Genomic DNA, 25,865 nt, shown 5'->3' on the forward strand with positions numbered 1-25,865 from the left:
AAAGACGAAAATAATGAGTAAATTGCTTAAAAAGTAATTCATTGAACTAAAAAACAAGAAAATTTCAGTATGATGACTTGATCAATGTAGTTTTAGTTTGTATTATGGCGGCTCGTTCCGGTGAGGTGGATGAGTGGCTGAAATCACTTCCCTGCTAAGGAAGCATACCTATTACTGGTATCGAGGGTTCGAATCCCTCTCTCACCGCCATTACTTAATGCGCTCATAGCTCAGCTGGATAGAGCACTTGGCTACGAACTAAGGGGTCGGGAGTTCGAATCTCTCTGAGCGCACCAAGTAAAATAGAACGAATCGCTGAAAGGCACACAAGTTACGCGCTCATAGCTCAGCTGGATAGAGCACTTGGCTACGAACTAAGGGGTCGGGAGTTCGAATCTCTCTGAGCGCACCAACTTGAAGAATTAACCGCTTTTATAGCGGTTTTTTTGTGCTTGTTTTTTAGTAATTTAAAAAAAATCTAACTTTATAACTTTTTAATTATATTAGAGATAATCATAAATGAATCTAGCTTTATTTGACTTTGATGGCACCATCACTCACAACGACACGTTCAGCTTATTTCTTAAATTTTCTTTAGATAGAAAAACACAACTCGTTGGTGGTATTCGACTTGCATCGTATATAGCTGGCTATAAACTTGGTTGGGTAACGGATAAAACCATTCGAACTAAGCTTTGCCAAGTAGGATATGTCGGCTATGACGCGAATTCCCTAAAAGATATGGGGCAAGAGTTTGCTAAAAAGGTGCTTCCTACATGTGTTCGTGAAAATGCCTTGGAGCGTATTCTCTGGCATAAACAACAAGGTGATCAGATTGTTGTTGTATCTGCATCATTAGGCGTTTATTTAGAAAGTTGGTGTCATTCTTTAGGTTTAGATGTTATATGCAATCAACTTGAAATACATAATGGTATTTTAACAGGTCATTTTATTGGTGGTGATTGTGGTTATTTAGAAAAAGTAAATAGAATAAAAAATAAATATGATTTAACCCAATATCCTACAATTTATGCTTATGGTGATACTCCTAATGATTATGCAATGTTGGAATTAGCACATAAAAAATATTATAGATGGCAAGAGATTGATTAGTACTAATTAATATTAGGAACTATATTAAATAAGGAAGCTACTTTTATAAGTAGCTTCCTTTTAATGATATTAAACCGTATGGAAAGAATTATCTAAGAAGTTATCAGTAAGTAATGACTGAGGTACGATAGTGTGCGTTGTATTCGTTACGCTAGATACTGTTGAAGTCACTCCACCGAGTAAGCTACCACCAGTTAATCCACCAAGTAAATTAGAAATGACATCTAAGCCACCTTGACCAGTCACGCTGCCAGTTAAGCTACCAACGATATCCGTTACGATGCCGATAGGGTTTTCGGTGCCGCCTGTTACACCCCCAGTTAGGCTACCTAGAAGGTCAGTCACTACACCGAGAGGGCTATCGCCACCTACACTTCCAGTTAAACCACCTAGAAGATCAGTGACTACACCAAGAGGACTATCACCACCAGTAACTCCACCAATAGTTCCTGTTACACCGCCAAGGATTTCTGTTAATAAACCAGTTGCAGTAGAGCCATTAGTAATAAGTGTACCGATAATACCAGTCGCTGATTCAGTTGCACCTTGAATATCACCACCGACTAAGTCAGATACAACTTCAAGAGCACCATTTACTGTGTCGCGAGAAGTTTCGAAAGTTAGTGTGCCGAGGTCAGCAATTTCAGAAACAGGATGTTCTACTTGTGGAAGAATACCGATAATTGTATCCGCTACGGTATCAATACCAGTGTTGATAATTTCAGTTTTTAGGCTTTCAACGCCTTGAAGAATATCGATACCACCTTGAACTACGTCGATCACTGGAGAGATTGGAGATGTTCCACCACCAATACCACCTGTTACACCGCCAATGATGTCGGTCACGACTTCAAGGGGGTTGCCGCCAACGCCACCCGTTACACCACCGATAATGTCAGTTACAACTTCAAGAGGGTTACCGCCAACACCACCAGTTACACCACCAATAATGTCAGTTACGACTTCAAGAGGATTGCCGCCAACACCGCCCGTTACGCCACCCACTACATCGGTAACGCTTCCTACAACACCAGTGATAATACCAGCAGCAGTTGTACCATTATTGATAAGTGTACCCAGAATACCAGTTGCTGATTCAGTTGCACCTTGGATATCTCCACCAACTAAATCAGAAACAACTTCAAGTGCGCCGTTTACAGTGTCGCGAGAAGTTTCAAAAGTTAATGTGCCGAGGTCAGCAATTTCAGAAACAGGATGCTCAGTTTGTGGAAGAATGCCAATGATTGTGTCGGCAACAGTGTCGATACCTGTATTAATAATTTCAGTTTTTAGGCTTTCAACACCTTGAAGAATATCGATACCACCTTGAACTACGTCGATCACTGGAGAAATTGGAGATGTACCGCCACCGATACCACCCGTTACGCCGCCGATGATGTCGGTTACGACTTCAAGAGGATTGCCGCCAACACCACCAGTTACACCACCGATAATGTCAGTTACGACTTCAAGAGGATTGCCGCCAACACCACCAGTTACACCACCGATAATGTCAGTTACAACTTCAAGAGGATTGCCACCAACACCGCCCGTTACGCCACCCACTACATCTGTAATGCTTCCAACTACACCAGTAACAATACCTGTAGCAGTTGTACCATTGTTGATAAGTGTTTCAACAATTCCTGTTGCTGATGCAGTTGCGCCTGAGATATCTCCAGCTACTAAATCAGAAACAACTTCAAGAGCACCATTTACAGTGTCGCGAGAAGTTTCAAAAGTTAATGTACCAAGGTCTGCAATTTCAGAAACAGGATGTTCAGTTTGTGGGAGTACTCCAATGATAGTTCCAGCAACAGTTTCAATGCCAGTGTTGATAATTTCAGTTTTTAGGCTTTCGACACCTTGAAGAATATCGATACCGCCTTGAACGACATCAATGACTGGGGCAATTGGAGATGTTCCACCAGACACACCACCTGTTACGCTGCCGATAATACCAGTGACTACTTCAAGAGGATTGCCACCAGACACGCCTCCAATCAAACCACCAGTTACACCACCCACTACATTGGTTACTGTTTCTAATGGGTTTGTAGAGCCGACAGTGCCAGTTACAGTGCCAATCACATCAGAAACTAAGCCTGTTGCTGTATGCGTAACCGTATTAGTTACTGTAGAAATAACATTTGAAAGTAGGCCTGATGTTGAAACGTGTGCATCAACAGAAGAACCCGTGTTTACAGTGGTATTTACCGATACAACATTACCCAAGTCTTGAGTAACTTTTGAGATCGAAGATACGAGATTTTTTAGTAAAAACATGTTGGTCTATTTCCTATATAATTATGTATTTTTAAGTAAGTATTATTTATTGCGCTACATAATTAATGAGATGTATATCTCAATAATTGGAATTTAGTATTGGTTAGATATCAAAAGCTGTCAATGTGTATTTCTAGTCACATTTTTTGATATTAAATAATATTTAAAGAAATAATATTTCATCTAATTTAGACATAAAAATAATAATGGTTTTCATATAATATTTTTTTAATTAATTATAATTTTTCTTATATTTCCACTTATTTGAAGCATTATATAAGATGAATTTTACTTAACCTTATAATGTTAAGGTGCAACTAGAAATATTTTATTTCTATAATGTTGACTAAAATAGTCGCCTTTATTTTTTAGGTATATGGCCAAATACGTCAAAAAGCCTGTAAAACTTATTTGAAAAAAAATATTTCAAATACATCTTAGGTGAGAAAAATATCAATAGTTTTAGTCATTTTTTTATGTAAAAGAGGAGTGTGGCTAAGAACTAGGCGGTTGATGACAGAAAGATGAAAAAAGGCTTCCTAAGCTTTGAAAAATGCGTATAATGCGCAACATCAAGTACGCGCTCATAGCTCAGCTGGATAGAGCACTTGGCTACGAACTAAGGGGTCGGGAGTTCGAATCTCTCTGAGCGCACCACTTGAAGAATTAACCGCTATGTATAGCGGTTTTTTTGTGCCTGTTTTTTATCATTCCTCTTAAAAGCCAGTGCTCATAGCAACCAGCTTTAAAAAGAATTAAAAATTAGCCAAATGTTTTAAAGCGGCTTTCATCTTCAATAAAAGCTTTTTCTCCGGCTTCGCCTTCGATTGAACCAAATACTAATTGAGCTCTTAATTTCCAGTGAGCGGGAACATTAAACGCAGCATTAATTTTCTCATCAATGATTGGATTATAGTGTTGCAGCGAGGCACCAATACCTTGTTCCGCAAGTACGTTCCATACTGCAAATTGTGCAATTGCTGTTGAGTGCTCAGACCAGATTGGAAAATTATCTGCATACGCTTCGAATTGTTCTTGTAGATCTTTGATCACATGTTGGTCTTCAAAAAATAATACTGTACCTACACCTGCTGCAAAACTTTGAATTTTCTGTTCAGTTCCAGTTAGGGCTTCTGCAGGAATAATTGTTTTTAATACATCTAAAACAATATTCCAGAAATTCTGGTGAGATTGATCAAATAAAATCACAACGCGAGAAGACTGGGAGTTAAAAGCAGATGGGCTATGTTTTACAGCTTCTTGAATTAATTTTTCAATTTCATTCGGTGAGTGTTTTAGGTTCTTTCCTATTGAATAAATAGAACGACGTTTTTTAATTAATTCTAAAAAGCTTGGTTCATGTGAAAGATTCATCTCTTGAGTGGTTTGCGTAACCACATCTTTTGAGACTGTTGCTTTTTGATTTAAGCCAAATAATTTTGCAAAAAAAGACATGAGACATTCTACTAAGAAGGTGATGCTCTTATTGTAGAAATTTTAAAAAGTGAAATAAGCTCAAAAAATATGAATCTACGTTCCATATATGCAACGAAAAATATTTATCAATCGAACCGTTGTTTCTTTTGAACAAAACAAAAAATAGCCTTTGATTCATTTTAAAGCTGAAATGAATATGCTCTAATAGTTTCGATTTATTGAGTATTGATGCATTGCAATGACTGAGCAAAAAACAGCTTTATCTTTACGTTACTATTTGAATTTAGAAGAATCACAAGATGGATTTTCTTTAGTAACATTTGGGAAAAAACAATTTACCCGTTTTCTAACACCTGCAATTAGTATCGCAATTATTATTTGGGGACTTTATTTAGGTTTCTCTGGGGTTGGCCGATATTATGTTGGTTTAGGTCTGTTTTTTCTGGTGATGCAAGGGTTGATGCGTTACTGGCTTTTACCGATGTTATTTAAACGTCAATTTGTTCGTTATCAGTTTGGGAAGAGCGAGCAGGGAATCGACCTATATCAAGATTATTTTGAGCTTTATTCCAGTGATCGTAAGCAAGTGGTGCAATATGCGGATGTGCAAACCTTTGCTAAAGGTAAGCTGACGTACATGCTTGAGTTAAAAAATAAAACTGTAATTATTGTGCCAAAGCGCGCATTTGCACAGGTTTCAGATCAAACGATATTTGAAAATACATTTAAGAAATAAATTATTGGAATTATTAGCCGCAACAACAAAGGAAGCCCCATGAGTACACGTCCTTCAAAAATCGTTTGCGTAGGCAGAAGCTATGCCGATCATGTTAAAGAATTAAATAATGCTATGCCTGACAGACCTATATTATTTATTAAACCACCTAGTAGTTTGATTGGTTTAAATGACGGTATTTCTTGGAATCCAGCTTGGGGCAGTTGTCATTTTGAGTGTGAGTTAGTTTTACGCATTGACCAACCTTTAAAAGGTGAAACAGATCCTGCAAAAGCATTGAAAGCGATTGGTGCGGTGACATTAGGTCTTGATTTAACGATGCGTGATTTACAGAATGATCTGAAAAGTAAAGGTCACCCATGGGAACGTGCAAAAGCTTTTGATGGTGCTTGTGTATTGGCTGATTGGGTAGATACAAAAGAAATTACCGACTGGCAAGAGACCAAATTCACTTTCCATATTAATGATGAGCTACGTCAAGACGGTAATACTGAACTATTAATGTTTACGATTGGCGATCTATTAACTGATATTAATCAGGTCTTTTCATTAGAGCCGGGTGATGTGATTATGACAGGTTCACCTGCTGGTGTTGGGCCATTACACTCGGGTGATCAGTTGAAAATGACATTAAAAGGTGCAACACAAGATTTTGCATGGGAAACTTTTGTAAAGGCATAATCCTTTTCTAAATTTTCCAATAAAAAACCCTATTATTTTTCAATAATGGGGGTTTTTTATTGTCTAGAAGTGGAAGACATTTATAGTAATAAATCGTCCTATTTTTCTATTTCTCTTCAAAAACTGTTGAAAGAGGGATAGAAAGTTTTGCAGCCAAATAATCATTAGACTCAATGAGTGCTGGTCCAATTTTTTCCATCCATTCATCGTCATCATGCACATTTTGGACATCTTGACGTAAAGGTAATGGGTACGGAAGAGCTGTGAAAAAACTCCAGAAATCAACTTGGGATAAATTACGTGCTAGAACATATTCATCTTTATCAGTGCGTTTAACTAAATTTTGTTCTTCAAGTAAAAGTACATAAGCCGGCCAGCGGCCAATTTCTCCACGGCCTAAAATTTCTAAGGCTTCTTTATCACTTACACTTTCACCCAGCTTTTGCTTTTTATAAAACAACTCAAGAATATCTAATAGCATTAGAACAGGATGTCGTTTTTGCTCTTTACCTGAGTGAAAAGCAGTTAAAGCAAAACTGACTTCTACACCTAGTAAAATAATATTCCATGAAAGGAATATCCATAATAGGAAAATAGGTACCGCTGCAAATGCACCGTATATCAGTTCATAGCTGGTGAAATTTGACATTACGAAGCTGAATAAGTTTTTGAGTATTTCAAAAAGTACAGCACTTAAGCAGGCTGCTATACCAGCTGCATAAACGGGAACTGTTCGATTCGGAATAGTCCAATACAAAATAAAAAAGCCAACAATAGTCAATAAGAAAGAAATCAGCCAGAGTATGAATGATCCATCAAGTTGATATCCTGCAAAATTATTGCTGAGAATATTCATGGAAGCGACAGTCGAAGAAATGACAAATGCGCTTCCTAAGATAATCGGACCTAAAGAGATGATGGTCCAGTAACGCATAAAACCCATAATGCCACTACGAGTTTCTTTTACGCGCCAAATACGATTAAAGACGGTTTCAATTGAGGTCAGCATTAAAACGGTAGTAACGAATAAAAACAGCACACCAATAACGGTTAAGTTGCTTGATTTCTCTGTGAAAGCATTTAAAGCTTTATCAAACGCAATAGTGCTCTTAGGTAAAAAATTACTATAAATTAAGTGTTGGAGCTGTTGTCTTGCAGGTTCTAGAGCTTTAATTGAAGAGATAATAACTAAAAAAACCGTTAACATAGGTACAACTGCGAATAGTGTTGTATAGGTGAGGGAACCAGCTTGTTCACGGCACCGATCAGCTTCAAAACGTTTAAATACATATAAAACGAACTGAAACCAGGTTTTATTATAAAAAGGAAGCTTACTTAAAAAACGTTGTAACATGCGTCGTCTATCCCGATTTTTTTAATCATCATGTTGGGCGATTAATAGCTTATCAAAGTATGAGCTTAAGAACTCAAATCGTAGATTAAAGCAAAATAATAACTTATAGAATTAAAGTCGTTCTGTAAATTTACTATGTGCTATAGAAAAAATTGTAGCCATAATCTTTTCAAAAAAGTTGGCTTTCTGTTGTTTGATTATAAGATTCATTAAAAGTTGGTGAACCTTTTACTCAACGATTTTGAGAAATTTGCTCGTGTTACCTTTAATGCTAAACAATCAATCACCTCTAGAATTTCATAAAATTGGTTTCGCCAAAAAAATAAAAAATACCGTATAGTGTTCTTTTTAACAAAATTTATGAAACCGATGCAACCTTACATTCTTGTACTCTATTACAGTAAATATGGCTCTACTAAAGAAATGGCACATTTAATTGCCAATGGTGTTGAGTCTGCGGGTATGTCAGTGAAAATTCGGACAGTGCCAAATATTGCTCCAGTCGTCACGGTAGCTGAACCAAGTATTCCGGCAGAAGGCGATATCTACTGTACGTTAGATGATCTGGCGAATTGTGCGGGTCTGGCGTTAGGTTCCCCAACTCGCTTCGGCAATATGGCAAGTGAAATGAAATATTTTTGGGACCAAACGACGAGTCTTTGGCTCAATGGAGCATTACATAATAAACCTGCTTGTGTTTTTACTTCTTCTGGATCAATGCATGGTGGGCAGGAGAGTACTTTACTCACAATGTTACCGCCGTTATTTCATCATGGGATGATGATTTTGGGATTACCAAATGCAATTCCGGCTTTATCTAATACTAAAACGGGTGGAACACCGTATGGGGCAAGTCATGTAAGCGGCCCCCGCCATGACCAAAGTTTAAGTCAGGATGAAAAGATTTTGTGTGAAGCTCAAGGCAAACGTTTGGGTGAGGTTGTTGAAAAGCTTGTAGTTTCTCTTTAAGCAGTTAAAAAAAAGAGCGGATATCCGCTCTTTTTTATTTGCACAATTTATTCTTTTACAAAAGTAACTTTACCATCTGTAAGAGAAAGAACACGTGCTAATGACTCAACTCGGTAGCCTTTTTCAAGCAATAAATCACGGCCTGGTTGGAATGATTTTTCAATCACGATACCGACACCCACAACTTCTGCATTTGCTTGGTGAATTAAATCAATTAGTCCTAATGCTGCTTGACCATTCGCCAAGAAGTCATCAATAACTAATGCTTTATCAGTTGAATGAAGGTGTTTGTTTGAAATCGCAATCGTACTTTCAGTTTGTTTGGTAAAACTGAATACTTTAGAGCGATATAAGTCATCTTTTAACGTCAATGACTGATATTTACGAGCGAAAATTACAGGTACACCAAGTTCCAAACCTGCCATGATTGCAGGTGCGATACCTGATGCTTCAATGGTAATAATCTTGGTAATCCCTGCATCTTTAAAGCGAGCGGCAAATTCTTTACCAATCTGCTGCATTAATACAGGATCAATTTGGTGGTTTAAGAAAGCGTCGACTTTCAAGACTTGATCAGATAGAACGATACCTTCTGTTAAGATTTTCTGTTCTAGTGCGTGCACGGGAGAATCCTCTAGACGGATGCTTTTAAAGCAAAGGCGTATTTTAAAAAGCATCCGAAAAAATGCAAGCTTTAATTCGTTTTACCTGTATAACTTGTTAATAACAGGCCATAAGAAGTTTTACCATCAACATGGCTGACTTTAACTGGTAAATAGTCCAATTTAGGTGCTAACCAGAAAATAGTATTACGGTCTGGTCTGCCATGTTCTAAAACAACTTTTACGGTATCAAAGGTGCCATAAGAGGTTTTAATTTTCTCAGTGCCTTGTTTTACAAAACGACGATTTTCAACTTCTTTTGCATCGGCAAGAGGGTATGAGGTTTTAAGTGAACCATTTTTTAAATCTTCACGAACTTGTAATTCTGCATTTAACTCATCAAGTACGCCGGCCTGCCAAGCAAATGAACGAGCTTTATCATCTTTCTTGGTAGAAATAGTTTTGCTGTTTGGATTAAAGTTAATATTCATGGTGTTGTTATGAATCAAAATTTTGCTGGTACGGCTAAAACTTTGAGATCCAATTTTACCATTAGCAAAACTAAATTTACTTGTTTCACTTGCAGAAGCAATTCCACCTGCTTTTGCAGTGAAATTATAAGTCCAATTATTACCTTGCTGGCTTAAGGCACGTGTAGCTGAACCCATACCTTTATTATTATAAGTGAACTGATAATTTGCCTGAAATGGGCTCATGGCAAGTGCATGGCTTGAGAAACCTGCAAAAAGCAAAGTTGTTGAAATACCTGTTGCGATGCCAAACGATTTCAGAAATTTTGTTGCCATAAGTAAATATCCTTGTACAGACTGAAAAGTCAGTGCTGATGCATCTATAACTTGAACATATTATGCCTGCTGATCATGGAGAAAAAATCAGGATTTATGCTAAATGTGTAATCTATTTGTGTTTTTTGGCAGTTAATTCATTTTTATTCATAACAGTGCTATACATCTTTTTGCTGGATTGGTGTGATTTCAGAATCTTCTAATTCATCTTCAAAATCATCGTCCTGATCACGGTAAAGTAGCGCTGCTAAATTCACATTTCCAAATACGACTAACTCAGCCTCACGAACTCGTGCGTAATTTACATGCACTTTACCTAATGTCTCGATAATACTGGCCTTTTTACCAAACCAGCGATTGAGGTCAAGAAATATAAGTTCATCACGTTCTTCTGCTACATTAAAACGTTCAAGAATCATTCCTAAAGGATCTTTTTTCAAAATTTTATGGTAGTAAAAAACAGCGGCTTTTACGGCAATCTTCTGCCAAAAGTTTTTATATTTCGCTTCAATAATTTGTGTATTACTAATTTGTTCAAAAACTAAAAGCTGTTGTTCTTTATTAAATTCCATCTGAATCAGTTTTAAATCAACAGATAATGTCGTCTCTAGACCTTTTACATGCATAGTTGCATATAACCTTAACCAGTCATGATAAAGATCAGCATGGAGATCATCTAAAAACTCAACATTATTGGTGACATAACGTTGTAAAGTCGCATTCAGAAAGGTTTGTGATAACGTAAAATCTCTTTCTTCTTCAATGAATGCTTCTGCTTTTTGGTAGACTTTTTGAAGGCGTCTGACTAATGATGAAAATAGCGTTTGCATAAAAGAACTTCCAGAAGATAATTTACTTAAGAACCAACACAATCTTTATTATGATAAAAAACGAGTTTTGATATTGCAGTGTAACAAATTTAATTGATACATTTTGACAAAATGAAAATGGATAAAACTCTATATTTGAAGTGAATCACACTTTTATCCAGATTTGAATATCAGTTTATATTTTATTCGGTGTTAAACCGTGGGGAAAAGGCATTTATATGCTTTTAAGATTATGTTGAATAAAAGAAATCTATCCATAAAGCCTTTTTACCATTGGTGGCAAGACAGAGTCTTTATTGCTGCAACAATATTGGCAATCTTCCTGCATATTTTTGTGTTGCTCATCCACTTTGCTATGCCAGACCCGTCTGAGCAATCTACTAAAGAAATTGCAATTTCAATTCGATCAAGCAATGAGCCAGTTCAGCAGGCAGACTTTTTGGCACAAGCGGACCAACAAGGTTCGGGTGCATTTCGTGAAGCACACCGTACTTCTAGCGATACTCCAAATCCGATGCCTAATAATGCATCAACTGGAAATGCACAGTTAGAAAGTTTGCAAAAGGTTCAGCAACAAAGAGAGCTTAAATTTGAAGAAAAAGTCTTAATGACGGTTTTGAGTTGGCAAAAACAAGCTGATGCGAGTCAAAGGAAAAAAGAATTAGAACAATTACAAAGTCAATTTCAGGCAAAAGCGGCGATGGTTGCGAGCCTTGAAGCACAATATTTACAACGTAGACAAGATTTCAGTCGGCAACAAAAAATCAAAACAGTAGATGGAGTTCAAGCGAAGAAAGATGCCTCAGCTGCTTATTTAGATAAGTTCCGTGAAAAAGTGGAGTTGTATGGTAATCGCTATTATCCAGAAGAAGCCAAACAACAACAGCTAAGAGGTGAAGTTCGCTTAATGGTGATTTTGAATGCTCAAGGCGGGATTCGTGCAATCCGATTGCTTGAAAGCTCAGGCCATTCAATACTAGATGAAGCAGCTAAGTCTTCAGTACGTCGCGGCGCGCCATTTGGGCATTTCGATGCTAATATGAAAGATATTTCTGAATTACGGATTGTACGTACGTGGCGTTTCGATCCGGCTCAAGCAGAATTTGAAGTACATTAATAAAAAATGTGGATAAGTTTTAGCTTATCCACATTGATTTTAGTTAATTAGAAAAAATCCCATTTGAAGACAGACTAGGTTTTTATCTAATTAAGAATGATTAGCTCTGTTCTTGGTAAGGATTGTCTATATTCAGCTTTGCTAGAATTTCAACTTCAAGCCCTTCCATTTCTTCAGCATCTTCATCACTAGTTTCATGGTCATAACCGAGCAAATGTAAAACACCATGTACTAATAAATGTGCAAAGTGGTCTTGAGCTGTTTTCTTTTGTTCAACCGCTTCTTGCAATACCACTGGAATACAAATGACTAAGTCACCCAGAGGGAAGGCATCGAGCATTGGTAAAACTTCTTCGGGAATATCACTCGGAAAAGATAAAACATTGGTTGGTTTATCTTTCTCTCGATATTGCAGATTAAGTTGTTGGCTTTCTGCTAAATCGACACAAGCAACGCCAATTTCGCAATCTTCTTTATAACCAACGTGGCGTAAAGTTGTCTCAATAATTTTTTTGAGTAGAGCTCGTTTGAGCTCTAACCCAGGTAATTGAAGGTCTTGCTGTAAACTTAAACTGATTTTCAAAATGAATCCTTAAGCATCCTGATGTTGCAAGTCTGCTGCTGTATCGTTCTCAGCGACTAATGCTTCCTGACGGGCTTTACGTTCAGCACGTGCTTCAGCATTAAGACGCTGTTGTTCACCATCCCATCCTTCATACGCTTCAACGATTTTTTGAACAAGTTGATGACGTACAACGTCGCGGGAATGGAAACGGGTAATATGAATTTCTGTAATATTCTCGAGTACACGCAGTGCGTGTGCCAAACCAGATTGTTGACCTTTAGGTAAATCTACTTGAGTAATGTCACCTGTAATCACTGCACGAGAGCCAAAACCTAAACGGGTCAAGAACATTTTCATTTGTTCAGGTGTTGTGTTTTGAGCTTCATCCAAAATGACAAATGAATGGTTAAGTGTGCGACCACGCATATATGCAAGAGGCGCAACCTCAATGACTTGGCGCTCGATTAACTTGGCAACTTTTTCAAAGCCAAGCATTTCGTAAAGGGCATCGTAAAGAGGACGTAAATAGGGGTCAATTTTCTGGGTTAAATCACCAGGTAAGAAACCTAGCTTTTCTCCAGCTTCTACAGCAGGACGTACAAGTAAAATCCGCTGGATTTCGTTACGTTCTAGCATGTCTACTGCAGCAGCAACTGCTAAATAAGTTTTACCTGTACCAGCAGGGCCTACACCAAAAGAAATATCGCTTTGTAAGATACGTTGTACATAACGTTTTTGATTGGCACCACGTGGATTAATGCGGCCTTTTCGGGTCTGGAAATAAACATCTAGCGGCGCATCGTGTTCATCCATTTCGTCACCAACCAACTCGAAATTACGTTCAGTTTGTGACGATTGAATGAGGAGGTGTAATAGATCAGCACTGATTTGCTGGGATACCTCAGACTCTTCGTAGAGTCGTTGCAATAATGCTTCGGCTCTCCCAACAGCATCTATTTCACCATCTATGTGAAAAACATCTCCACGATGAGTAATTTTGACATCTAAACGCTGTTCAATTTGCTTCAGGTGCCCATTATAGGCACCTAGAATGCTCTTTAAACGTTCCATTGAAATTTCAGGAAATGTTACGGTACGTCGAATCGCTGCAGTCAAGAGAAAACCTTTCAGTAGACTTTAGAATACCCCTACATTACGCCACGTCAGGTTCAAGATTCAAGAGCTCACCGTAAACAAAATTTAAAGTTTTAATTTCAGTAATCTCGATCTCTGCAAAACGACCAACCCAAGTCGCATCACCAACGAAAGTGACTAGGCGTGTATTGTCAGCAGTACCAATTAAAACATTAGGATCTTGATCAGATACTTTTTCAATAAGTACGCGTTCAATTTTACCTAACATGGCATCTGTTTTTTCAATACTAGACTGCTTAATGACTTTTTGAACTTGAGCTAAACGTTCTTTTTTAACTTGCTCAGGTGTGGTGTCTGGTAAGTCGGATGCTGGTGTACCAGGGCGTTTTGAGTAGACAAAACTATACGAATGGTCGAAGTCTAAATCTTTGATAAATTGCAATGTTTCTGCAAAGTTTTCATCGGTTTCACCAGGGAAGCCAATAATAAAGTCACTTGATAAATGCATATCTGGACGAATTTTGCGTAGCTTCGCAATTTTATCGATATAAACATCAATCGTGTGATTTCGCTTCATTGCCTGTAAAACATCATTAGATCCACTTTGTACAGGCAAGTGTAAATGTGACACCATTTGAGGTAAATCTTCATAGCACTGAATTAGCTCATCAGAGAACTCAAGTGGGTGCGATGTTGTATAACGTAAGCGTCCAATACCCGGAATTTCTGCAACGAGTCGTAACAATTCAGGGAAGGTACAGATGCCACCTTCGAAGGTTTCACCACGGTAACCATTTACATTTTGACCAAGAAGTGAAATTTCACGGACACCTTTTTCAGCAAGGCCTGCAATTTCTGCAAGTACATCATCTAAAGGTCGAGAAACTTCTTCACCACGTGTATATGGAACTACACAGAAAGAGCAGTATTTAGAACAGCCTTCCATAATAGAAACAAATGCTTTAAAGCCTTCTACGCGTGGTTCTGGTAAAAAGTCGAACTTTTCAATATCTGGGAAAGAAATATCAACGAGTTTGATTTTGTCTTTTTTAGGTTTTTCTACTTGAGCATTATGTTGATCAAGCATTTGTGGTAAACGGTGTAATGTTTGTGGGCCAAAAATCATGTCTACATAAGGCGCACGTTTTTGAATATTGTCGCCTTCTTGAGAGGCGACACATCCACCGACACCAATCACAAGATCTGGATTTTTGTCTTTTAGTTTGCGCCAGCGCCCTAATTCACTAAATACTTTTTCTTGTGCTTTTTCGCGAATTGAACACGTATTCATGAGCAGGATGTCTGCTTCATTAGGGTTGCTCGTTAAAATGTAACCGTGAGAGTCCCCTAAAAGGTCTGCCATACGGTGACTGTCATACTCATTCATCTGACACCCTTGAGTTTCAATATAAAGTTTTTTTATTGAAACATCAGTGGTGTGCGTTGGCTGGGTAACAGTGTTTTCTGAGGCAGCTTTGGCACCATTGGGAATGAAGGTTTGAACCGTCATGCAGGCTCCTAACAGATCGATCTAAAAAAGAATAAATTTGCCCAAAATGGGTCAAACCATTCATTATAGCAGCATTTGGACCGAACCGATAACAGTAAACCTTTAGAACATGACACGGTTTTTTTGAAGTAAATTATGTGAATTTTAATGATGTTGAATCATAGAGTTACATAACACAACAAAAGAAAGCACGAAGACTAATTAAACTATGCTTTGAAGGTGAATAGTCAGGGTTTAACACATTTATGAGACCAAGTAGAAAGAGCTCATCAATCCATAGTCGTGTAATGAAAAATAAATATATGCATCGTAGCTGGTTAGGAGCTATGTGTTTACTTGGTTGTTCATTTACCTATGCTGCCGAAGAGCAGTTCAATGATGCATTGAATGCTGCAAATAGTGGCAATACTGCGTTATTAGACCAATATCAGCTTGCTATGCAAAATGATGTATTGGGGTACTATCCAGAATATTGGAAAATTAATAGCAATCTTGGCTTTCAACCTTCAGCTTCGATTGTAAGTTTTGCTCAGCGTTATCCTCAATCAGCAATGGCTGAGAAATTAGCTGCCGACTATGTTGAAGAAAAAGTTAAACAAGCTGACTTCGTATCTGCACAGCCTTTACTATCTTATGTAACTAACCCAGATCAGGCCGAAAACTGCGCATTGGCGCAGGTGAGAGCGAGAACCGGTGATTCATTAGTTTTTGCTGAATATAAAGATGTATGGTTAGCCACCGAATCACAACCTGAATCTTGTGTGGGTTTAGGACGCTTGATGTTATCTAGCCCATTAATGAGTCAACAAGATAAACAACAGCGTCTTTGGGTGCAGTTACGTTCTGGTTTAACAGGGCAGGCACTTGCTACCGCACAGACTTTAGGTATGAATTTGTCTTTGGCTCAGCTTAATCAAATTCAGGCGAATCCTCTTAATTATTTGTGGAGTGCGCCTAAAACAAATGATACAGACTATTCTTATTTGATTTTTGCATTAGGTCGTTTGGCTAATAATGACTTACCTAACGCTTTTTCGAACGTCCAACGTGTCGCTCAAGGTACACCAGAGAATATACAAAAGTATTTATATAGAACGGTGGCTTATATTGGTGGCACCACGGTCATGAAAAATAATTTCAATCGTGAAGTTCTTCAATATTTTGATGCAAGTTACGGTTATCCTTTAAGTCCTGAAGAAGCTGAAATTTATGCACGTCAGGCAATTCGATTTGGTTCGTGGGAAAGTTTAATTCGTGCTATTGATAGTATGAGCGTGACACAAAAACAAGAAGATCGCTGGCAATATTGGCTTGCTCGTGCAACAGAGCAGCGCAATGACAGTAATTCAAAAAATACTGCGCAACGTATTTATAAGAAGTTAGCTGAAAGCGGCGATGACTATCACAACCTTTTAGCTAAAGATCGTTTGGGCGAACGTTATAATCATCAACCTTATGATGATCAGCCAACTGCAAGTGATTTAAGACGTTTAGACCAGAATGTTCACTTTAATCGCGCTTTTACTTTAAGACGTATTAATGCAAATCCGACTTATACCAACCGAGAATGGAATTGGGCAGTTCGACAAGCTTATCTTCAACACGATGATGGTGTGTTGTTAGCTGCTGCAAAACGTGCTCATGACATGGGATGGTATGACCGTGCAATTTACGCAGCGGATCGTACAACAAATAAACATAATGATACGTATCGCTATGTGACACCGCATAAGACTAATGTCGTAAGTCATAGTTACAATGCAGGAATTGATCCGGCGTGGGCTTATGGTTTAATGCGACAAGAAAGCCGATTTGTTACTTCTGCACGCTCACATGTTGGAGCGGGTGGTCTTATGCAAATTATGCCCGATACGGCGAAGTTGATTGCACGTCAAATGGGCGAAACCTATAATCCTGCGGCATTAAATGAAATGAATACCAATATTCGATATGGTACATTTTATCTGTCGATGATTCAGGGGCAGTTAAGCAACAATCCAGTTTTGGCAACGGCAGGTTATAATGCTGGGCCTAATCGGGCAAGACGTTGGCAACCGGACTTTCAATCAATTTCGGCTGACCAATATACAGAGACAATTCCATTGTTAGAAACCAGAGACTATGTCAAGCATGTTATGACGAATGCGACACATTATGGTGTGATATTGGGGCAAGGGGCTCAATCATTATCACAACGTATGAAGGTCATTCCAATGCGTACATCGCCTTAAGTTTAGGTGGTTGATGATGGATCTTCTTTTAATTGGCATATTCAAGTTTTAATTAAATGAAATATAGATATTTGGAACTTCGTTCAATTTTGCAACTTGCATGGTGGCTTATCTGTGCAGGGGTAGGATTGATGAGTTCCGTTTTGCATGCCGAACCTGTTAATTTACAGGGGTATGTTATGCACGTACAAATGACACCTGCCGCATGTGCGTTAGATCCCTCTAAACAGAAACAACGTAAATGTCTTGAAGGATATTCATTGACAATTACGGGCCTTATGCCAGAAACAAATCAAACCGATTGTTCAACAGAAAGTTCGGCCGCTCTTTCTCCATTGCAAGCCAAAGTCGTAGCTCGGGTCATGCCTGATAATAATGCGCGTGTACAGCTTTGGAAAAGTGTCGGGGGATGCGTTCCTATGAATGCAAGTCAATATTTCCGGACAGTCATTAACTTTGCTGAACGTTTAAAAATTCCAGCTAGCCTTACCAGTTCGACAAATGTTGAAATTCAACAGTCGGCCTTAAAACAGCAATTTACTCGTCTTAATCCGAGCTTGCCACAAAATGGTATTCGTTTGACTTGTCAGTTATCACGTTCAGATGTTGTTTTAACGGAAGTGAAGGTGTGTTACACGGTAAAAGGCCAATATAAACAATGTGCAAATCATGTGGTGTCGAATTGCCCTGGTGAGATCACGATTAAAGGTAGTTACTAAAGGTAACTATCATTTCGTAAAAAAATGCTGACCATACATTGAATCTATTTGTAAAGATTAATTTGTATTTTCTATCAGACTTTTGGTGAAAATGAGTCGCTTTTACATGCATCTGCCACATCTTTAGAGTACAATCTTTGCCGTTTATGATGATTTAGTTAGATGGAATTCCTATTTAGCTAGATTAAGGACATTCATTGGAGACAATTACATGAAGCAACCCGTTCGTGTTGCCGTGACTGGCGCTGCAGGTCAAATTGGTTACAGCTTATTATTCCGTATTGCAAGCGGTGAAATGTTAGGTAAAGATCAACCTGTTATTTTACAATTGCTTGAAGTTCCAGTTGAAAAAGCTCAACAAGCGCTTAAAGGCGTAATGATGGAACTTGATGACTGTGCTTTCCCTTTATTGGCTGGCATGATCGGGACTGATGATCCGAAAGTTGCATTTAAAGATGCTGACTACGCTTTATTGGTAGGTTCTCGTCCACGTGGTCCTGGTATGGAACGTGCTGACTTGTTAAAAGTTAACGGTGAAATTTTCATCGGTCAAGGTCAAGCATTAAACGAAGTTGCTAGTCGTGACGTTAAAGTATTAGTTGTAGGTAACCCTGCAAACACTAATGCTTACATCGCTATGAACTCTGCTCCAGACCTTCCAGCTAAAAACTTTACTGCTATGTTGCGTCTTGACCACAACCGTGCGTTGACTCAAGTTGCTCAAAAAGCTGGTGTTGCAGTTGCTGATATCGAGCACTTAACAGTTTGGGGTAACCACTCTCCAACAATGTATGCTGATTACCGTTTTGCAACTGTAAATGGCGAAAGCATAAAAGACAAAATCAACGATGCGGCATGGAACAAAGATGTGTTCCTTCCAACTGTTGGTAAACGTGGTGCTGCGATTATCGAAGCACGTGGTTTGTCTTCTGCTGCTTCTGCTGCTAACGCTGCAATTGACCATATGCGCGACTGGGCACTTGGTACAAACGGCAAATGGGTAACTATGGGTATTCCATCTGATGGTTCTTATGGTATTCCAGAAGGCGTTATGTTCGGTTTCCCTGTAACAACTGAGAATGGTGAATATAAAATCGTTCAAGGTTTAGAAATTGATGAATTCAGCCGTGAACGTATTAACTTTACGTTAAATGAGCTTGAAGAAGAACGTGCAGCAATTGCTGACATGTTGAAATAATTTATCTTTTTGATAAGTTAAAAAAAGCACTCTTTTTAGAGTGCTTTTTTATATTCAATCATTTGAAACAAAACACAAAAAACAACAAGAAAATATAAACATTATCATGCATATAAGAAGGTTTTATTGTTAGATTAGTTAATAGATGATTTAAAACAAGTTATAGGAGAATAACAATGTTTGAGCAGCAACCTACTTTAGAGCTTTTATTTGATCAGCTGGGTTTAGATTCAGATGAAGCAAGCATCGAAAGCTTTATCAAAACACATCAATTGCCTGCTGAACAGAAATTACATGAAGCTTCTTTTTGGTCAAAAGGTCAAAGTGATTTTTTAAAAAGCCATTGGGAAAAAGATGATGAATGGATTGTGGTGATTGATGAGCTTAATGAACAGCTACATGAAGACAGTCTGAATAAATAAAACGAAGGCCTGTTTTACATTCAATATAAAACAGGCCTAATTACATTAAGTGTTTAATGCGTCTTTATTTTTAATTGATCTTTATACCAAGGCTCATGACGTATAAGGTCAAATGCAGGTTGGCCATGAAGCAATTCAAGGTCACACGTACTTGTTGATAAATATTTAGTTAACCAATGGCGTGTCAATGCCGACTCTTGTCGAGCAGCTGAAGCATAAGCCAAGAAGAAATATATATCTGCATGTTCATGGTGCGCTAAGGGTTTCAAAATTTGTTGAGTAATGAGAGCAAAACGTTTTTCTTTATTTAATTCAAAATAAAGCATATACGCTTTGGCTAAATGTAAAGACAAATTAAGGTATAGGCTCAATGGCATTTCTTCATATTCCATACGAGCTTGTTCAAGTAAAACAATCGCTTCTTGTAAAAAATGAAGTTGCTCTTGGCGAACACGACTTAATACGACAAGTTGCATGCGTAATTCAGCACGCTCCAAAGCAAGCTCAGGCGTATTTTCAGTCAAATAAAGTTGGTCTGTTTCACCAATTCGGTTCACAATTGTTTTACTTTCAATAGACATACGCCATTACCTTCTTTAATCAATAGCTTTTATATCGGGTTCATTTACCAAATTTAAAGAGTAACCATTAAACCCAAATCGAATTTCCACTACGAAGCCAAGCTGTAATGGAGAGCCTTTGTTGTTTAGAGGGTAATACTTCATGTAATAAATTGCTTTGAAATATTACAAGTCGATTTGGCTCGGGATTAACAATATGCCACTTCTCATTTTTATCTTGCAGTCGTAATTGACCACCCCAATCTTCTTGCCATTCTGAATGTAAATAATAAACGGTTGAGATAATACGATCATTTTTTTGCTGAGGATTGTCTCGGTGTAAAGCATAAAACTCACCCAAACCATAACGGGCGAAATGAGCTTCAACTTCTTTAATTCCTAAATAGAATGCTTGATTTAGATTTTGTGAGAAAGAAGTTAAGGTCTCAATATGCTGTTGAGCAATAGGAAGTTGATCATTAATCCAGAGAATATGATCGCTACGAATATTACTCACCACGCCGTTTTGAATACCAGCTTCTCTAAATTCATCAATATGATGGCTACACTCGTTAGCGACTTGAGCGCGATATTGATCCGAATAGGCGTGATTAATAATCGCAAAGCCATGCGTATTTAAATCATCTAGAATTTGATCCAGATCCCATGAGTCTGGAAGCGGGTGAGAGAGCATATAACCTCGAGTAGATCGTAAAAATATCAAGCTGCTCTATTTTAGATGATCACAACCTTACGAAAGAATATTTTTTTCATGTTAAACTATTTGTTGAATTGAGGAATTAAAGTCAACATGAATTACCGTCACCATTTCCATGCGGGCAACTTTGCAGATGTTATGAAGCATGTGCTTTTGCTACAGCTTCTCAACCGTTTAAATGCTAAAGATAAACCTTATCGTTATATCGATACGCATGGAGGTGCAGGAAAATATGATTTATCCCTGGCGCCTGCACAAAAGTCTGGAGAGTTTCTTACAGGCATTCACCGTCTAGTTCAAATATCTGATATGGAAAAGCGTCAGGCACCTGAAGCAATCCAGCAATATTTGAAGTTGGTGGAACAGCTACGCTCTGAAGAAGGCAAAGGCAGTTATCCAGGTTCACCATGGTTCGCTTTGCAAGGCATGCGTGAAATTGATAAGGCAACAATTTTTGAAATGCAACGCGATGTCTTTCAACAATTGCGCCACAATATTTATGATAAACGTGCAGGTTTACATGAGCGTGATGCCTACGAAGGCTTGCTCGGTGTAATTCCGCCAAAAGAAAAACGTGGTTTGGTCATGATTGACCCACCTTACGAATTAGAGCGTAAGGATTTTCCGCAATTGGTTGAGCTGTTACAACAAGCTCATAAGAAATGGCCAACAGGCGTTTTTGCAGTTTGGTACCCAATTAAAGACAGACCGATGATTGAGCGTTTTGAAAAGAAAATGTTTAAAACGGGAATTCGTCGTCAGTTAATCTGTGAAATTTGTGTATGGCCAGATGACACACCTGTAGGTTTGAATGGTTGTGGTCTATTGGTGATTAACCCACCTTGGCAGTTCTCAGAGCAAGCAGACCAAGCACTACAGTGGTTATTCCCGCATCTACGCATGCAAGAAACGGGTGGTCACGCTGCGGTTCGCTGGTTAGTAGGTGAGTAACAGTTAACTTAAATCAATGCACATGTTTGGAATAGAAAATAATGACAAATGCGCCTAAACCAGAGCAAGATTTAACTCATAATGAACATTCATTTGATGGGATTACATTCGAAGTGGTTGAAGAAGAGGATAATCCGGAAGGACAAAAAGTGAAGCGCCGAGGTATTTATCTTTGGCCTAACTTAATTACGACAGCCGCTTTGTTGTCTGGTTTCTATTCCATCATTGCAAGTATGAATGGGGATTTTACCCAAGCTATTTATGCCATTTTTATAGCAGCACTACTAGATGGTCTAGATGGGCGAGTTGCTCGAGCGATCGGTGCTCAAAGTGCTTTTGGTGAGCAGTATGATTCTCTCTCTGACTTGTTAGCTTTTGGTGTAGCTCCGGCAATGCTGATGTATAGCTGGAGTTTGCATGATTTAGGTCGTATTGGCTTAGCATGTTGTTTTGTTTATACAGCATGTGCTGCTTTCCGTTTAGCGCGTTTTAATGTGCAAATTGGTGTTGTTGATAAGCGCTATTTTATCGGAATTGCGAGTCCACTCGCTGCCATTATCATTATTTCACTTGTGTGGGTTGCTCGCGATTATCCTTTCATTTTTGATTTACGTGATATTGCGATTAAAAGCATTAATGCCGTGATTATGGTTGTTGTGGGATTGCTCATGATTTCCAATATTAAATATTACTCTTTCAAACAAATGGACCGTAAGCGCGTTCCCTTTGTAGTTATGTTGCCAGTAGTACTGATTTTTGCAGCAATCACTTATAATATTCCAATGGGCATTTTGACTGTTTCAATTATCTATGCTCTCTCTGGTTTTGTTACGACACTATTTGCACGCAAAAGTAATGAAACAATAAAAACATAAAATAGAAGAGGTTCAGTATGCCTAAGTTGATAAGTCAAATTAATCAATTACAGCAGCTGGGCCTTAATGCTAAAGAGAGGGTTGTATATCAACCTTCTCGTGGTTTTTTTAAAATCGTTTATCAAGGCTTAATCCTTCCAAATCTTCCCGCTCCACTGCGTTATTTTAATTACATTAGTCTGGTTGGACAGCCACGTATTCCTCTTTGCTATAACGCACACACAATTACAACTTCGGCAATCGATACGGCAACTGTGCTTGTCAGTAATAGCCAACATAGTGTGGGACATTTAAAAACTTATTCTATTCGGCGGCAGTGCCAGTTTGACTCAGAACAATATCAGTTTGATAAAACAGATTTGATTGAGTGGAAAATCCCAAAGATCCATCTTCAGCGCTTAGACCTAGAAATGGGTTGCAATCTTACAATTCATATTTCAGACAATATCTCTAATACGTCTGCATTGCAGTGGGGTGTTTCAGACTATTGGTCGACACTATGCTTGTGTGAAGGTGAAGTGTTTTATAAAGGACAAAAGTATCAAGTCGAAGGATTAGGAAGGTTTAAGCACGCAAGAGCTCTACATTTACCGTTTTTATCTTTATGTTTTTATACATGCCAAATTATTAATTTAAATGAAGCGACTCAGCTTACATTTTCACAAATCAGAAATCAGTGGAATATCATCTTATGTTCAAGATTAGATATTCAAGAATTTGGGAAGCCTGTTGAAAGCTTTACTGAAGATGTAGAGTTACTCGTTCATCGCGTTTATCCAAAAGTTAGAACACCAAACGGTAAAGAGATGTATTTGCCCAGAGAATTTTCTTGGCAGTGTAAAAAAAATGGAAAAATTATTTTTGAACTTTATGCACAAAGTCGTGGTGACTACAAATTTGGATTGGCTGCTGGATATGTAGGAAGCTTCCAATACCAATTAAGCTGGAATGAACAATGTCTACAAGGTGAAGGTGGATATTGTGAATATATTGATTGTCGCCCACTTAGATGGCAAGAAAAGAATCAAGATGAGAAAATTTTAGATAAATTGATGCTTTTACAGCCATGTTTATATAAAAAATGACTATTTTTAGCATTTTTGATTAAAAAGCGAACTGTTGTTGCAGTAATATTAAAAAAGGGGTTGCCAATGAGATTTAATGGTCTATAATGCACATCCATCGGCGGTGATGCAGATAAGAACTTGTTGAAAAACAGTTACTTGGAATTAAGTTGATTACTTTAGGTAGTGAATTTGATGAGAAGTTGGTTTTGAGAATAAGTTTTGAAAATATCGAAATTACCTGTTGACTTTTAAGAGATTAAGAGTAATATAGCCGACCTAGCTTGCTGGTGACGAACCAGGAAGAAGATCATTAAGAAATTATGAAGAACAACTTGTGTGGATTTTTACTGATTGATTGATCGAAATATTATCATTGATTGATTGGTTTAAATTACTCGAAGTTTATTTGAGCGAAATTTAAGTCAGAAAATTGATGAGCCAGAATTGGCACCTTGTCTTTAATAAGGTGCAAAATGATTTTTAACTGAAGAGTTTGATCATGGCTCAGATTGAACGCTGGCGGCAGGCTTAACACATGCAAGTCGAGCGGAGTGATGGTGCTTGCACTATCACTTAGCGGCGGACGGGTGAGTAATGCTTAGGAATCTGCCTATTAGTGGGGGACAACATTTCGAAAGGAATGCTAATACCGCATACGTCCTACGGGAGAAAGCAGGGGATCTTCGGACCTTGCGCTAATAGATGAGCCTAAGTCGGATTAGCTAGTTGGTGGGGTAAAGGCCTACCAAGGCGACGATCTGTAGCGGGTCTGAGAGGATGATCCGCCACACTGGGACTGAGACACGGCCCAGACTCCTACGGGAGGCAGCAGTGGGGAATATTGGACAATGGGCGCAAGCCTGATCCAGCCATGCCGCGTGTGTGAAGAAGGCCTTATGGTTGTAAAGCACTTTAAGCGAGGAGGAGGCTACTTTAGTTAATACCTAGAGATAGTGGACGTTACTCGCAGAATAAGCACCGGCTAACTCTGTGCCAGCAGCCGCGGTAATACAGAGGGTGCAAGCGTTAATCGGATTTACTGGGCGTAAAGCGCGCGTAGGCGGCTAATTAAGTCAAATGTGAAATCCCCGAGCTTAACTTGGGAATTGCATTCGATACTGGTTAGCTAGAGTGTGGGAGAGGATGGTAGAATTCCAGGTGTAGCGGTGAAATGCGTAGAGATCTGGAGGAATACCGATGGCGAAGGCAGCCATCTGGCCTAACACTGACGCTGAGGTGCGAAAGCATGGGGAGCAAACAGGATTAGATACCCTGGTAGTCCATGCCGTAAACGATGTCTACTAGCCGTTGGGGCCTTTGAGGCTTTAGTGGCGCAGCTAACGCGATAAGTAGACCGCCTGGGGAGTACGGTCGCAAGACTAAAACTCAAATGAATTGACGGGGGCCCGCACAAGCGGTGGAGCATGTGGTTTAATTCGATGCAACGCGAAGAACCTTACCTGGCCTTGACATAGTAAGAACTTTCCAGAGATGGATTGGTGCCTTCGGGAACTTACATACAGGTGCTGCATGGCTGTCGTCAGCTCGTGTCGTGAGATGTTGGGTTAAGTCCCGCAACGAGCGCAACCCTTTTCCTTATTTGCCAGCGAGTAATGTCGGGAACTTTAAGGATACTGCCAGTGACAAACTGGAGGAAGGCGGGGACGACGTCAAGTCATCATGGCCCTTACGGCCAGGGCTACACACGTGCTACAATGGTCGGTACAAAGGGTTGCTACCTAGCGATAGGATGCTAATCTCAAAAAGCCGATCGTAGTCCGGATTGGAGTCTGCAACTCGACTCCATGAAGTCGGAATCGCTAGTAATCGCGGATCAGAATGCCGCGGTGAATACGTTCCCGGGCCTTGTACACACCGCCCGTCACACCATGGGAGTTTGTTGCACCAGAAGTAGGTAGTCTAACCGCAAGGAGGACGCTTACCACGGTGTGGCCGATGACTGGGGTGAAGTCGTAACAAGGTAGCCGTAGGGGAACCTGCGGCTGGATCACCTCCTTAACGA

The 25,865-nt window shown here is 38.9% G+C and carries 22 protein-coding genes, 4 tRNA genes, 1 rRNA gene and 1 pseudogene; 17 read left to right on the forward strand and 11 right to left on the reverse strand.

The features are described from left to right. Positions 1–119: 119 nt before the first annotated feature. The 4 genes from MMY79_RS02315 to MMY79_RS02330 all read left to right on the forward strand — a co-directional run bounded on the left by MMY79_RS02315 (position 120) and on the right by MMY79_RS02330 (position 1,113). Positions 120–210, forward strand: a tRNA-Ser gene (locus MMY79_RS02315). 9 nt (positions 211–219) lie between these two features. Further along, positions 220–296: transfer RNA gene (locus MMY79_RS02320), tRNA-Arg, on the forward strand. Between the two features lie 39 nt (positions 297–335). Beyond that, positions 336–412: transfer RNA gene (locus MMY79_RS02325), tRNA-Arg, on the forward strand. Between the two features lie 107 nt (positions 413–519). Continuing rightward, positions 520–1,113 (forward strand): HAD-IB family hydrolase, encoded by a 594-nt coding sequence (locus MMY79_RS02330; RefSeq protein WP_252611702.1) that lies wholly within the window; start codon positions 520–522, stop codon positions 1,111–1,113. A gap of 69 nt (positions 1,114–1,182) precedes the next feature. On the opposite strand, the gene MMY79_RS02335 is transcribed toward MMY79_RS02330, so the two are convergent. Continuing rightward, a complete protein-coding gene (locus tag MMY79_RS02335) occupies positions 1,183–3,399 on the reverse strand; it encodes a hypothetical protein (protein WP_252611703.1) in 2,217 nt (738 codons plus the stop codon). 580 nt (positions 3,400–3,979) lie between these two features. On the opposite strand from MMY79_RS02335, the gene MMY79_RS02340 reads away from it, so the two are divergent. Continuing rightward, positions 3,980–4,056 (forward strand) — tRNA-Arg (locus MMY79_RS02340). Between the two features lie 105 nt (positions 4,057–4,161). Here MMY79_RS02340 and MMY79_RS02345 read toward each other — a convergent pair. After that, positions 4,162–4,854, reverse strand: a complete 693-nt coding sequence (locus tag MMY79_RS02345) for a nitroreductase family protein (RefSeq protein ID WP_252611705.1) — start codon at positions 4,852–4,854, stop codon at positions 4,162–4,164. A 220-nt stretch (positions 4,855–5,074) separates the two neighbouring features. Here MMY79_RS02345 and MMY79_RS02350 point away from each other — a divergent pair, with 220 nt between their 5' ends. After that, positions 5,075–5,572 carry a YcxB family protein gene (locus MMY79_RS02350; RefSeq protein ID WP_252611707.1) on the forward strand — a complete coding sequence of 166 codons (498 nt, stop codon included), beginning with the start codon at positions 5,075–5,077 and terminating at the stop codon, positions 5,570–5,572. 39 nt (positions 5,573–5,611) lie between these two features. Further along, on the forward strand, positions 5,612–6,253 hold the full coding sequence (locus tag MMY79_RS02355) for a fumarylacetoacetate hydrolase family protein (protein ID WP_252611709.1): 642 nt from the start codon (positions 5,612–5,614) through the stop codon (positions 6,251–6,253). A gap of 106 nt (positions 6,254–6,359) precedes the next feature. On the opposite strand, the gene MMY79_RS02360 is transcribed toward MMY79_RS02355, so the two are convergent. After that, positions 6,360–7,607 carry a YihY family inner membrane protein gene (locus MMY79_RS02360; RefSeq protein WP_016140126.1) on the reverse strand — a complete coding sequence of 416 codons (1,248 nt, stop codon included), beginning with the start codon at positions 7,605–7,607 and terminating at the stop codon, positions 6,360–6,362. 360 nt (positions 7,608–7,967) lie between these two features. Between MMY79_RS02360 and wrbA the strand changes: the two genes are divergently transcribed. After that, positions 7,968–8,576 (forward strand): NAD(P)H:quinone oxidoreductase, encoded by a 609-nt coding sequence (wrbA, locus tag MMY79_RS02365; protein ID WP_252611711.1) that lies wholly within the window; start codon positions 7,968–7,970, stop codon positions 8,574–8,576. A gap of 47 nt (positions 8,577–8,623) precedes the next feature. Here wrbA and MMY79_RS02370 read toward each other — a convergent pair whose 3' ends face one another. The 3 genes from MMY79_RS02370 to MMY79_RS02380 all read right to left on the reverse strand — a co-directional run bounded on the left by MMY79_RS02370 (position 8,624) and on the right by MMY79_RS02380 (position 10,814). Beyond that, positions 8,624–9,199, reverse strand: a complete 576-nt coding sequence (locus MMY79_RS02370) for a xanthine phosphoribosyltransferase (protein ID WP_004789579.1) — start codon at positions 9,197–9,199, stop codon at positions 8,624–8,626. 71 nt (positions 9,200–9,270) lie between these two features. Continuing rightward, positions 9,271–9,984: a DUF3108 domain-containing protein gene (locus tag MMY79_RS02375; RefSeq protein WP_252611713.1), complete on the reverse strand. Its 714-nt coding sequence runs from the start codon at positions 9,982–9,984 to the stop codon at positions 9,271–9,273. Between the two features lie 158 nt (positions 9,985–10,142). After that, positions 10,143–10,814 (reverse strand): hypothetical protein, encoded by a 672-nt coding sequence (locus MMY79_RS02380; protein ID WP_202743268.1) that lies wholly within the window; start codon positions 10,812–10,814, stop codon positions 10,143–10,145. Positions 10,815–11,046: 232 nt separating this feature from the next. Between MMY79_RS02380 and MMY79_RS02385 the strand changes: the two genes are divergently transcribed. Further along, positions 11,047–11,931: a TonB family protein gene (locus MMY79_RS02385; RefSeq protein WP_252611715.1), complete on the forward strand. Its 885-nt coding sequence runs from the start codon at positions 11,047–11,049 to the stop codon at positions 11,929–11,931. A gap of 100 nt (positions 11,932–12,031) precedes the next feature. On the opposite strand, the gene ybeY is transcribed toward MMY79_RS02385, so the two are convergent. Genes ybeY through miaB form a run of 3 tightly spaced genes read right to left on the reverse strand, consistent with a single transcriptional unit; the run spans position 12,032 to position 15,101 of the window. Next, the gene (gene ybeY, locus MMY79_RS02390; RefSeq protein WP_252611717.1) at positions 12,032–12,514 is read right to left on the reverse strand and encodes an rRNA maturation RNase YbeY; all 483 of its coding nucleotides are present in this window, start codon (positions 12,512–12,514) and stop codon (positions 12,032–12,034) included. 9 nt (positions 12,515–12,523) lie between these two features. Then, complete coding sequence (locus tag MMY79_RS02395; protein WP_252611719.1) at positions 12,524–13,612, reverse strand: PhoH family protein; 1,089 nt, start codon at positions 13,610–13,612, stop codon at positions 12,524–12,526. Between the two features lie 37 nt (positions 13,613–13,649). Further along, positions 13,650–15,101 (reverse strand): tRNA (N6-isopentenyl adenosine(37)-C2)-methylthiotransferase MiaB, encoded by a 1,452-nt coding sequence (gene miaB / locus MMY79_RS02400; RefSeq protein WP_252611721.1) that lies wholly within the window; start codon positions 15,099–15,101, stop codon positions 13,650–13,652. 287 nt (positions 15,102–15,388) lie between these two features. Here miaB and MMY79_RS02405 point away from each other — a divergent pair, with 287 nt between their 5' ends. From MMY79_RS02405 to MMY79_RS02420, 4 genes are all read left to right on the forward strand, one after another. After that, the gene (locus tag MMY79_RS02405; protein WP_252611723.1) at positions 15,389–17,332 is read left to right on the forward strand and encodes a lytic transglycosylase domain-containing protein; all 1,944 of its coding nucleotides are present in this window, start codon (positions 15,389–15,391) and stop codon (positions 17,330–17,332) included. Between the two features lie 56 nt (positions 17,333–17,388). Beyond that, a complete protein-coding gene (locus MMY79_RS02410) occupies positions 17,389–18,051 on the forward strand; it encodes a hypothetical protein (protein ID WP_004789563.1) in 663 nt (220 codons plus the stop codon). 211 nt (positions 18,052–18,262) lie between these two features. Beyond that, positions 18,263–19,249, forward strand: a complete 987-nt coding sequence (locus MMY79_RS02415; protein ID WP_252611724.1) for a malate dehydrogenase — start codon at positions 18,263–18,265, stop codon at positions 19,247–19,249. A 176-nt stretch (positions 19,250–19,425) separates the two neighbouring features. Continuing rightward, positions 19,426–19,671, forward strand: coding sequence for a DUF2789 family protein (locus tag MMY79_RS02420; protein WP_016140137.1), 246 nt, complete (start codon positions 19,426–19,428; stop codon positions 19,669–19,671). A gap of 53 nt (positions 19,672–19,724) precedes the next feature. Here the strand turns inward: MMY79_RS02420 and MMY79_RS02425 are convergent, their stop codons facing one another. Next, positions 19,725–20,252, reverse strand: coding sequence for a hypothetical protein (locus MMY79_RS02425; protein ID WP_252611726.1), 528 nt, complete (start codon positions 20,250–20,252; stop codon positions 19,725–19,727). A gap of 67 nt (positions 20,253–20,319) precedes the next feature. Next, positions 20,320–20,925, reverse strand: coding sequence for a 2OG-Fe(II) oxygenase (locus MMY79_RS02430; protein ID WP_252611728.1), 606 nt, complete (start codon positions 20,923–20,925; stop codon positions 20,320–20,322). Positions 20,926–21,042: 117 nt separating this feature from the next. Here MMY79_RS02430 and rlmJ point away from each other — a divergent pair, with 117 nt between their 5' ends. From rlmJ to MMY79_RS02450, 4 genes and pseudogenes are all read left to right on the forward strand, one after another. Then, complete coding sequence (rlmJ, locus tag MMY79_RS02435) at positions 21,043–21,900, forward strand: 23S rRNA (adenine(2030)-N(6))-methyltransferase RlmJ (RefSeq protein WP_252611730.1); 858 nt, start codon at positions 21,043–21,045, stop codon at positions 21,898–21,900. Between the two features lie 41 nt (positions 21,901–21,941). After that, on the forward strand, positions 21,942–22,775 hold the full coding sequence (gene pssA, locus MMY79_RS02440) for a CDP-diacylglycerol--serine O-phosphatidyltransferase (RefSeq protein ID WP_016140141.1): 834 nt from the start codon (positions 21,942–21,944) through the stop codon (positions 22,773–22,775). A gap of 17 nt (positions 22,776–22,792) precedes the next feature. Next, positions 22,793–23,870 (forward strand): annotated as a pseudogene (locus MMY79_RS02445) (DUF6670 family protein). Positions 23,871–24,323: 453 nt separating this feature from the next. Next, positions 24,324–25,861: ribosomal RNA gene (locus tag MMY79_RS02450) — 16S ribosomal RNA — on the forward strand. Positions 25,862–25,865 lie beyond the last annotated feature (4 nt).

It is taken from the genome of Acinetobacter sp. XS-4 (assembly GCF_023920705.1).
GTDB lineage: Bacteria > Pseudomonadota > Gammaproteobacteria > Pseudomonadales > Moraxellaceae > Acinetobacter.

What these genes read in the sequence shown, in the direction of transcription:
- MMY79_RS02330 (WP_252611702.1), top strand. Translation starts at nt 520, where the DNA reads ATGAATCTAGCTTTATTTGACTTTGATGGCACCATCACTCACAACGAC.
- MMY79_RS02335 (WP_252611703.1), bottom strand. Translation starts at nt 3,399, where the DNA reads ATGTTTTTACTAAAAAATCTCGTATCTTCGATCTCAAAAGTTACTCAA.
- MMY79_RS02345 (WP_252611705.1), bottom strand. Translation starts at nt 4,854, where the DNA reads ATGTCTTTTTTTGCAAAATTATTTGGCTTAAATCAAAAAGCAACAGTC.
- MMY79_RS02350 (WP_252611707.1), top strand. Translation starts at nt 5,075, where the DNA reads ATGACTGAGCAAAAAACAGCTTTATCTTTACGTTACTATTTGAATTTA.
- MMY79_RS02355 (WP_252611709.1), top strand. Translation starts at nt 5,612, where the DNA reads ATGAGTACACGTCCTTCAAAAATCGTTTGCGTAGGCAGAAGCTATGCC.
- MMY79_RS02360 (WP_016140126.1), bottom strand. Translation starts at nt 7,607, where the DNA reads ATGTTACAACGTTTTTTAAGTAAGCTTCCTTTTTATAATAAAACCTGG.
- wrbA (WP_252611711.1), top strand. Translation starts at nt 7,968, where the DNA reads ATGAAACCGATGCAACCTTACATTCTTGTACTCTATTACAGTAAATAT.
- MMY79_RS02375 (WP_252611713.1), bottom strand. Translation starts at nt 9,984, where the DNA reads ATGGCAACAAAATTTCTGAAATCGTTTGGCATCGCAACAGGTATTTCA.
- MMY79_RS02380 (WP_202743268.1), bottom strand. Translation starts at nt 10,814, where the DNA reads ATGCAAACGCTATTTTCATCATTAGTCAGACGCCTTCAAAAAGTCTAC.
- MMY79_RS02385 (WP_252611715.1), top strand. Translation starts at nt 11,047, where the DNA reads ATGTTGAATAAAAGAAATCTATCCATAAAGCCTTTTTACCATTGGTGG.
- miaB (WP_252611721.1), bottom strand. Translation starts at nt 15,101, where the DNA reads ATGACGGTTCAAACCTTCATTCCCAATGGTGCCAAAGCTGCCTCAGAA.
- MMY79_RS02405 (WP_252611723.1), top strand. Translation starts at nt 15,389, where the DNA reads ATGAAAAATAAATATATGCATCGTAGCTGGTTAGGAGCTATGTGTTTA.
- MMY79_RS02410 (WP_004789563.1), top strand. Translation starts at nt 17,389, where the DNA reads ATGAAATATAGATATTTGGAACTTCGTTCAATTTTGCAACTTGCATGG.
- MMY79_RS02415 (WP_252611724.1), top strand. Translation starts at nt 18,263, where the DNA reads ATGAAGCAACCCGTTCGTGTTGCCGTGACTGGCGCTGCAGGTCAAATT.
- MMY79_RS02420 (WP_016140137.1), top strand. Translation starts at nt 19,426, where the DNA reads ATGTTTGAGCAGCAACCTACTTTAGAGCTTTTATTTGATCAGCTGGGT.
- MMY79_RS02425 (WP_252611726.1), bottom strand. Translation starts at nt 20,252, where the DNA reads ATGTCTATTGAAAGTAAAACAATTGTGAACCGAATTGGTGAAACAGAC.
- MMY79_RS02430 (WP_252611728.1), bottom strand. Translation starts at nt 20,925, where the DNA reads ATGCTCTCTCACCCGCTTCCAGACTCATGGGATCTGGATCAAATTCTA.
- rlmJ (WP_252611730.1), top strand. Translation starts at nt 21,043, where the DNA reads ATGAATTACCGTCACCATTTCCATGCGGGCAACTTTGCAGATGTTATG.
- pssA (WP_016140141.1), top strand. Translation starts at nt 21,942, where the DNA reads ATGACAAATGCGCCTAAACCAGAGCAAGATTTAACTCATAATGAACAT.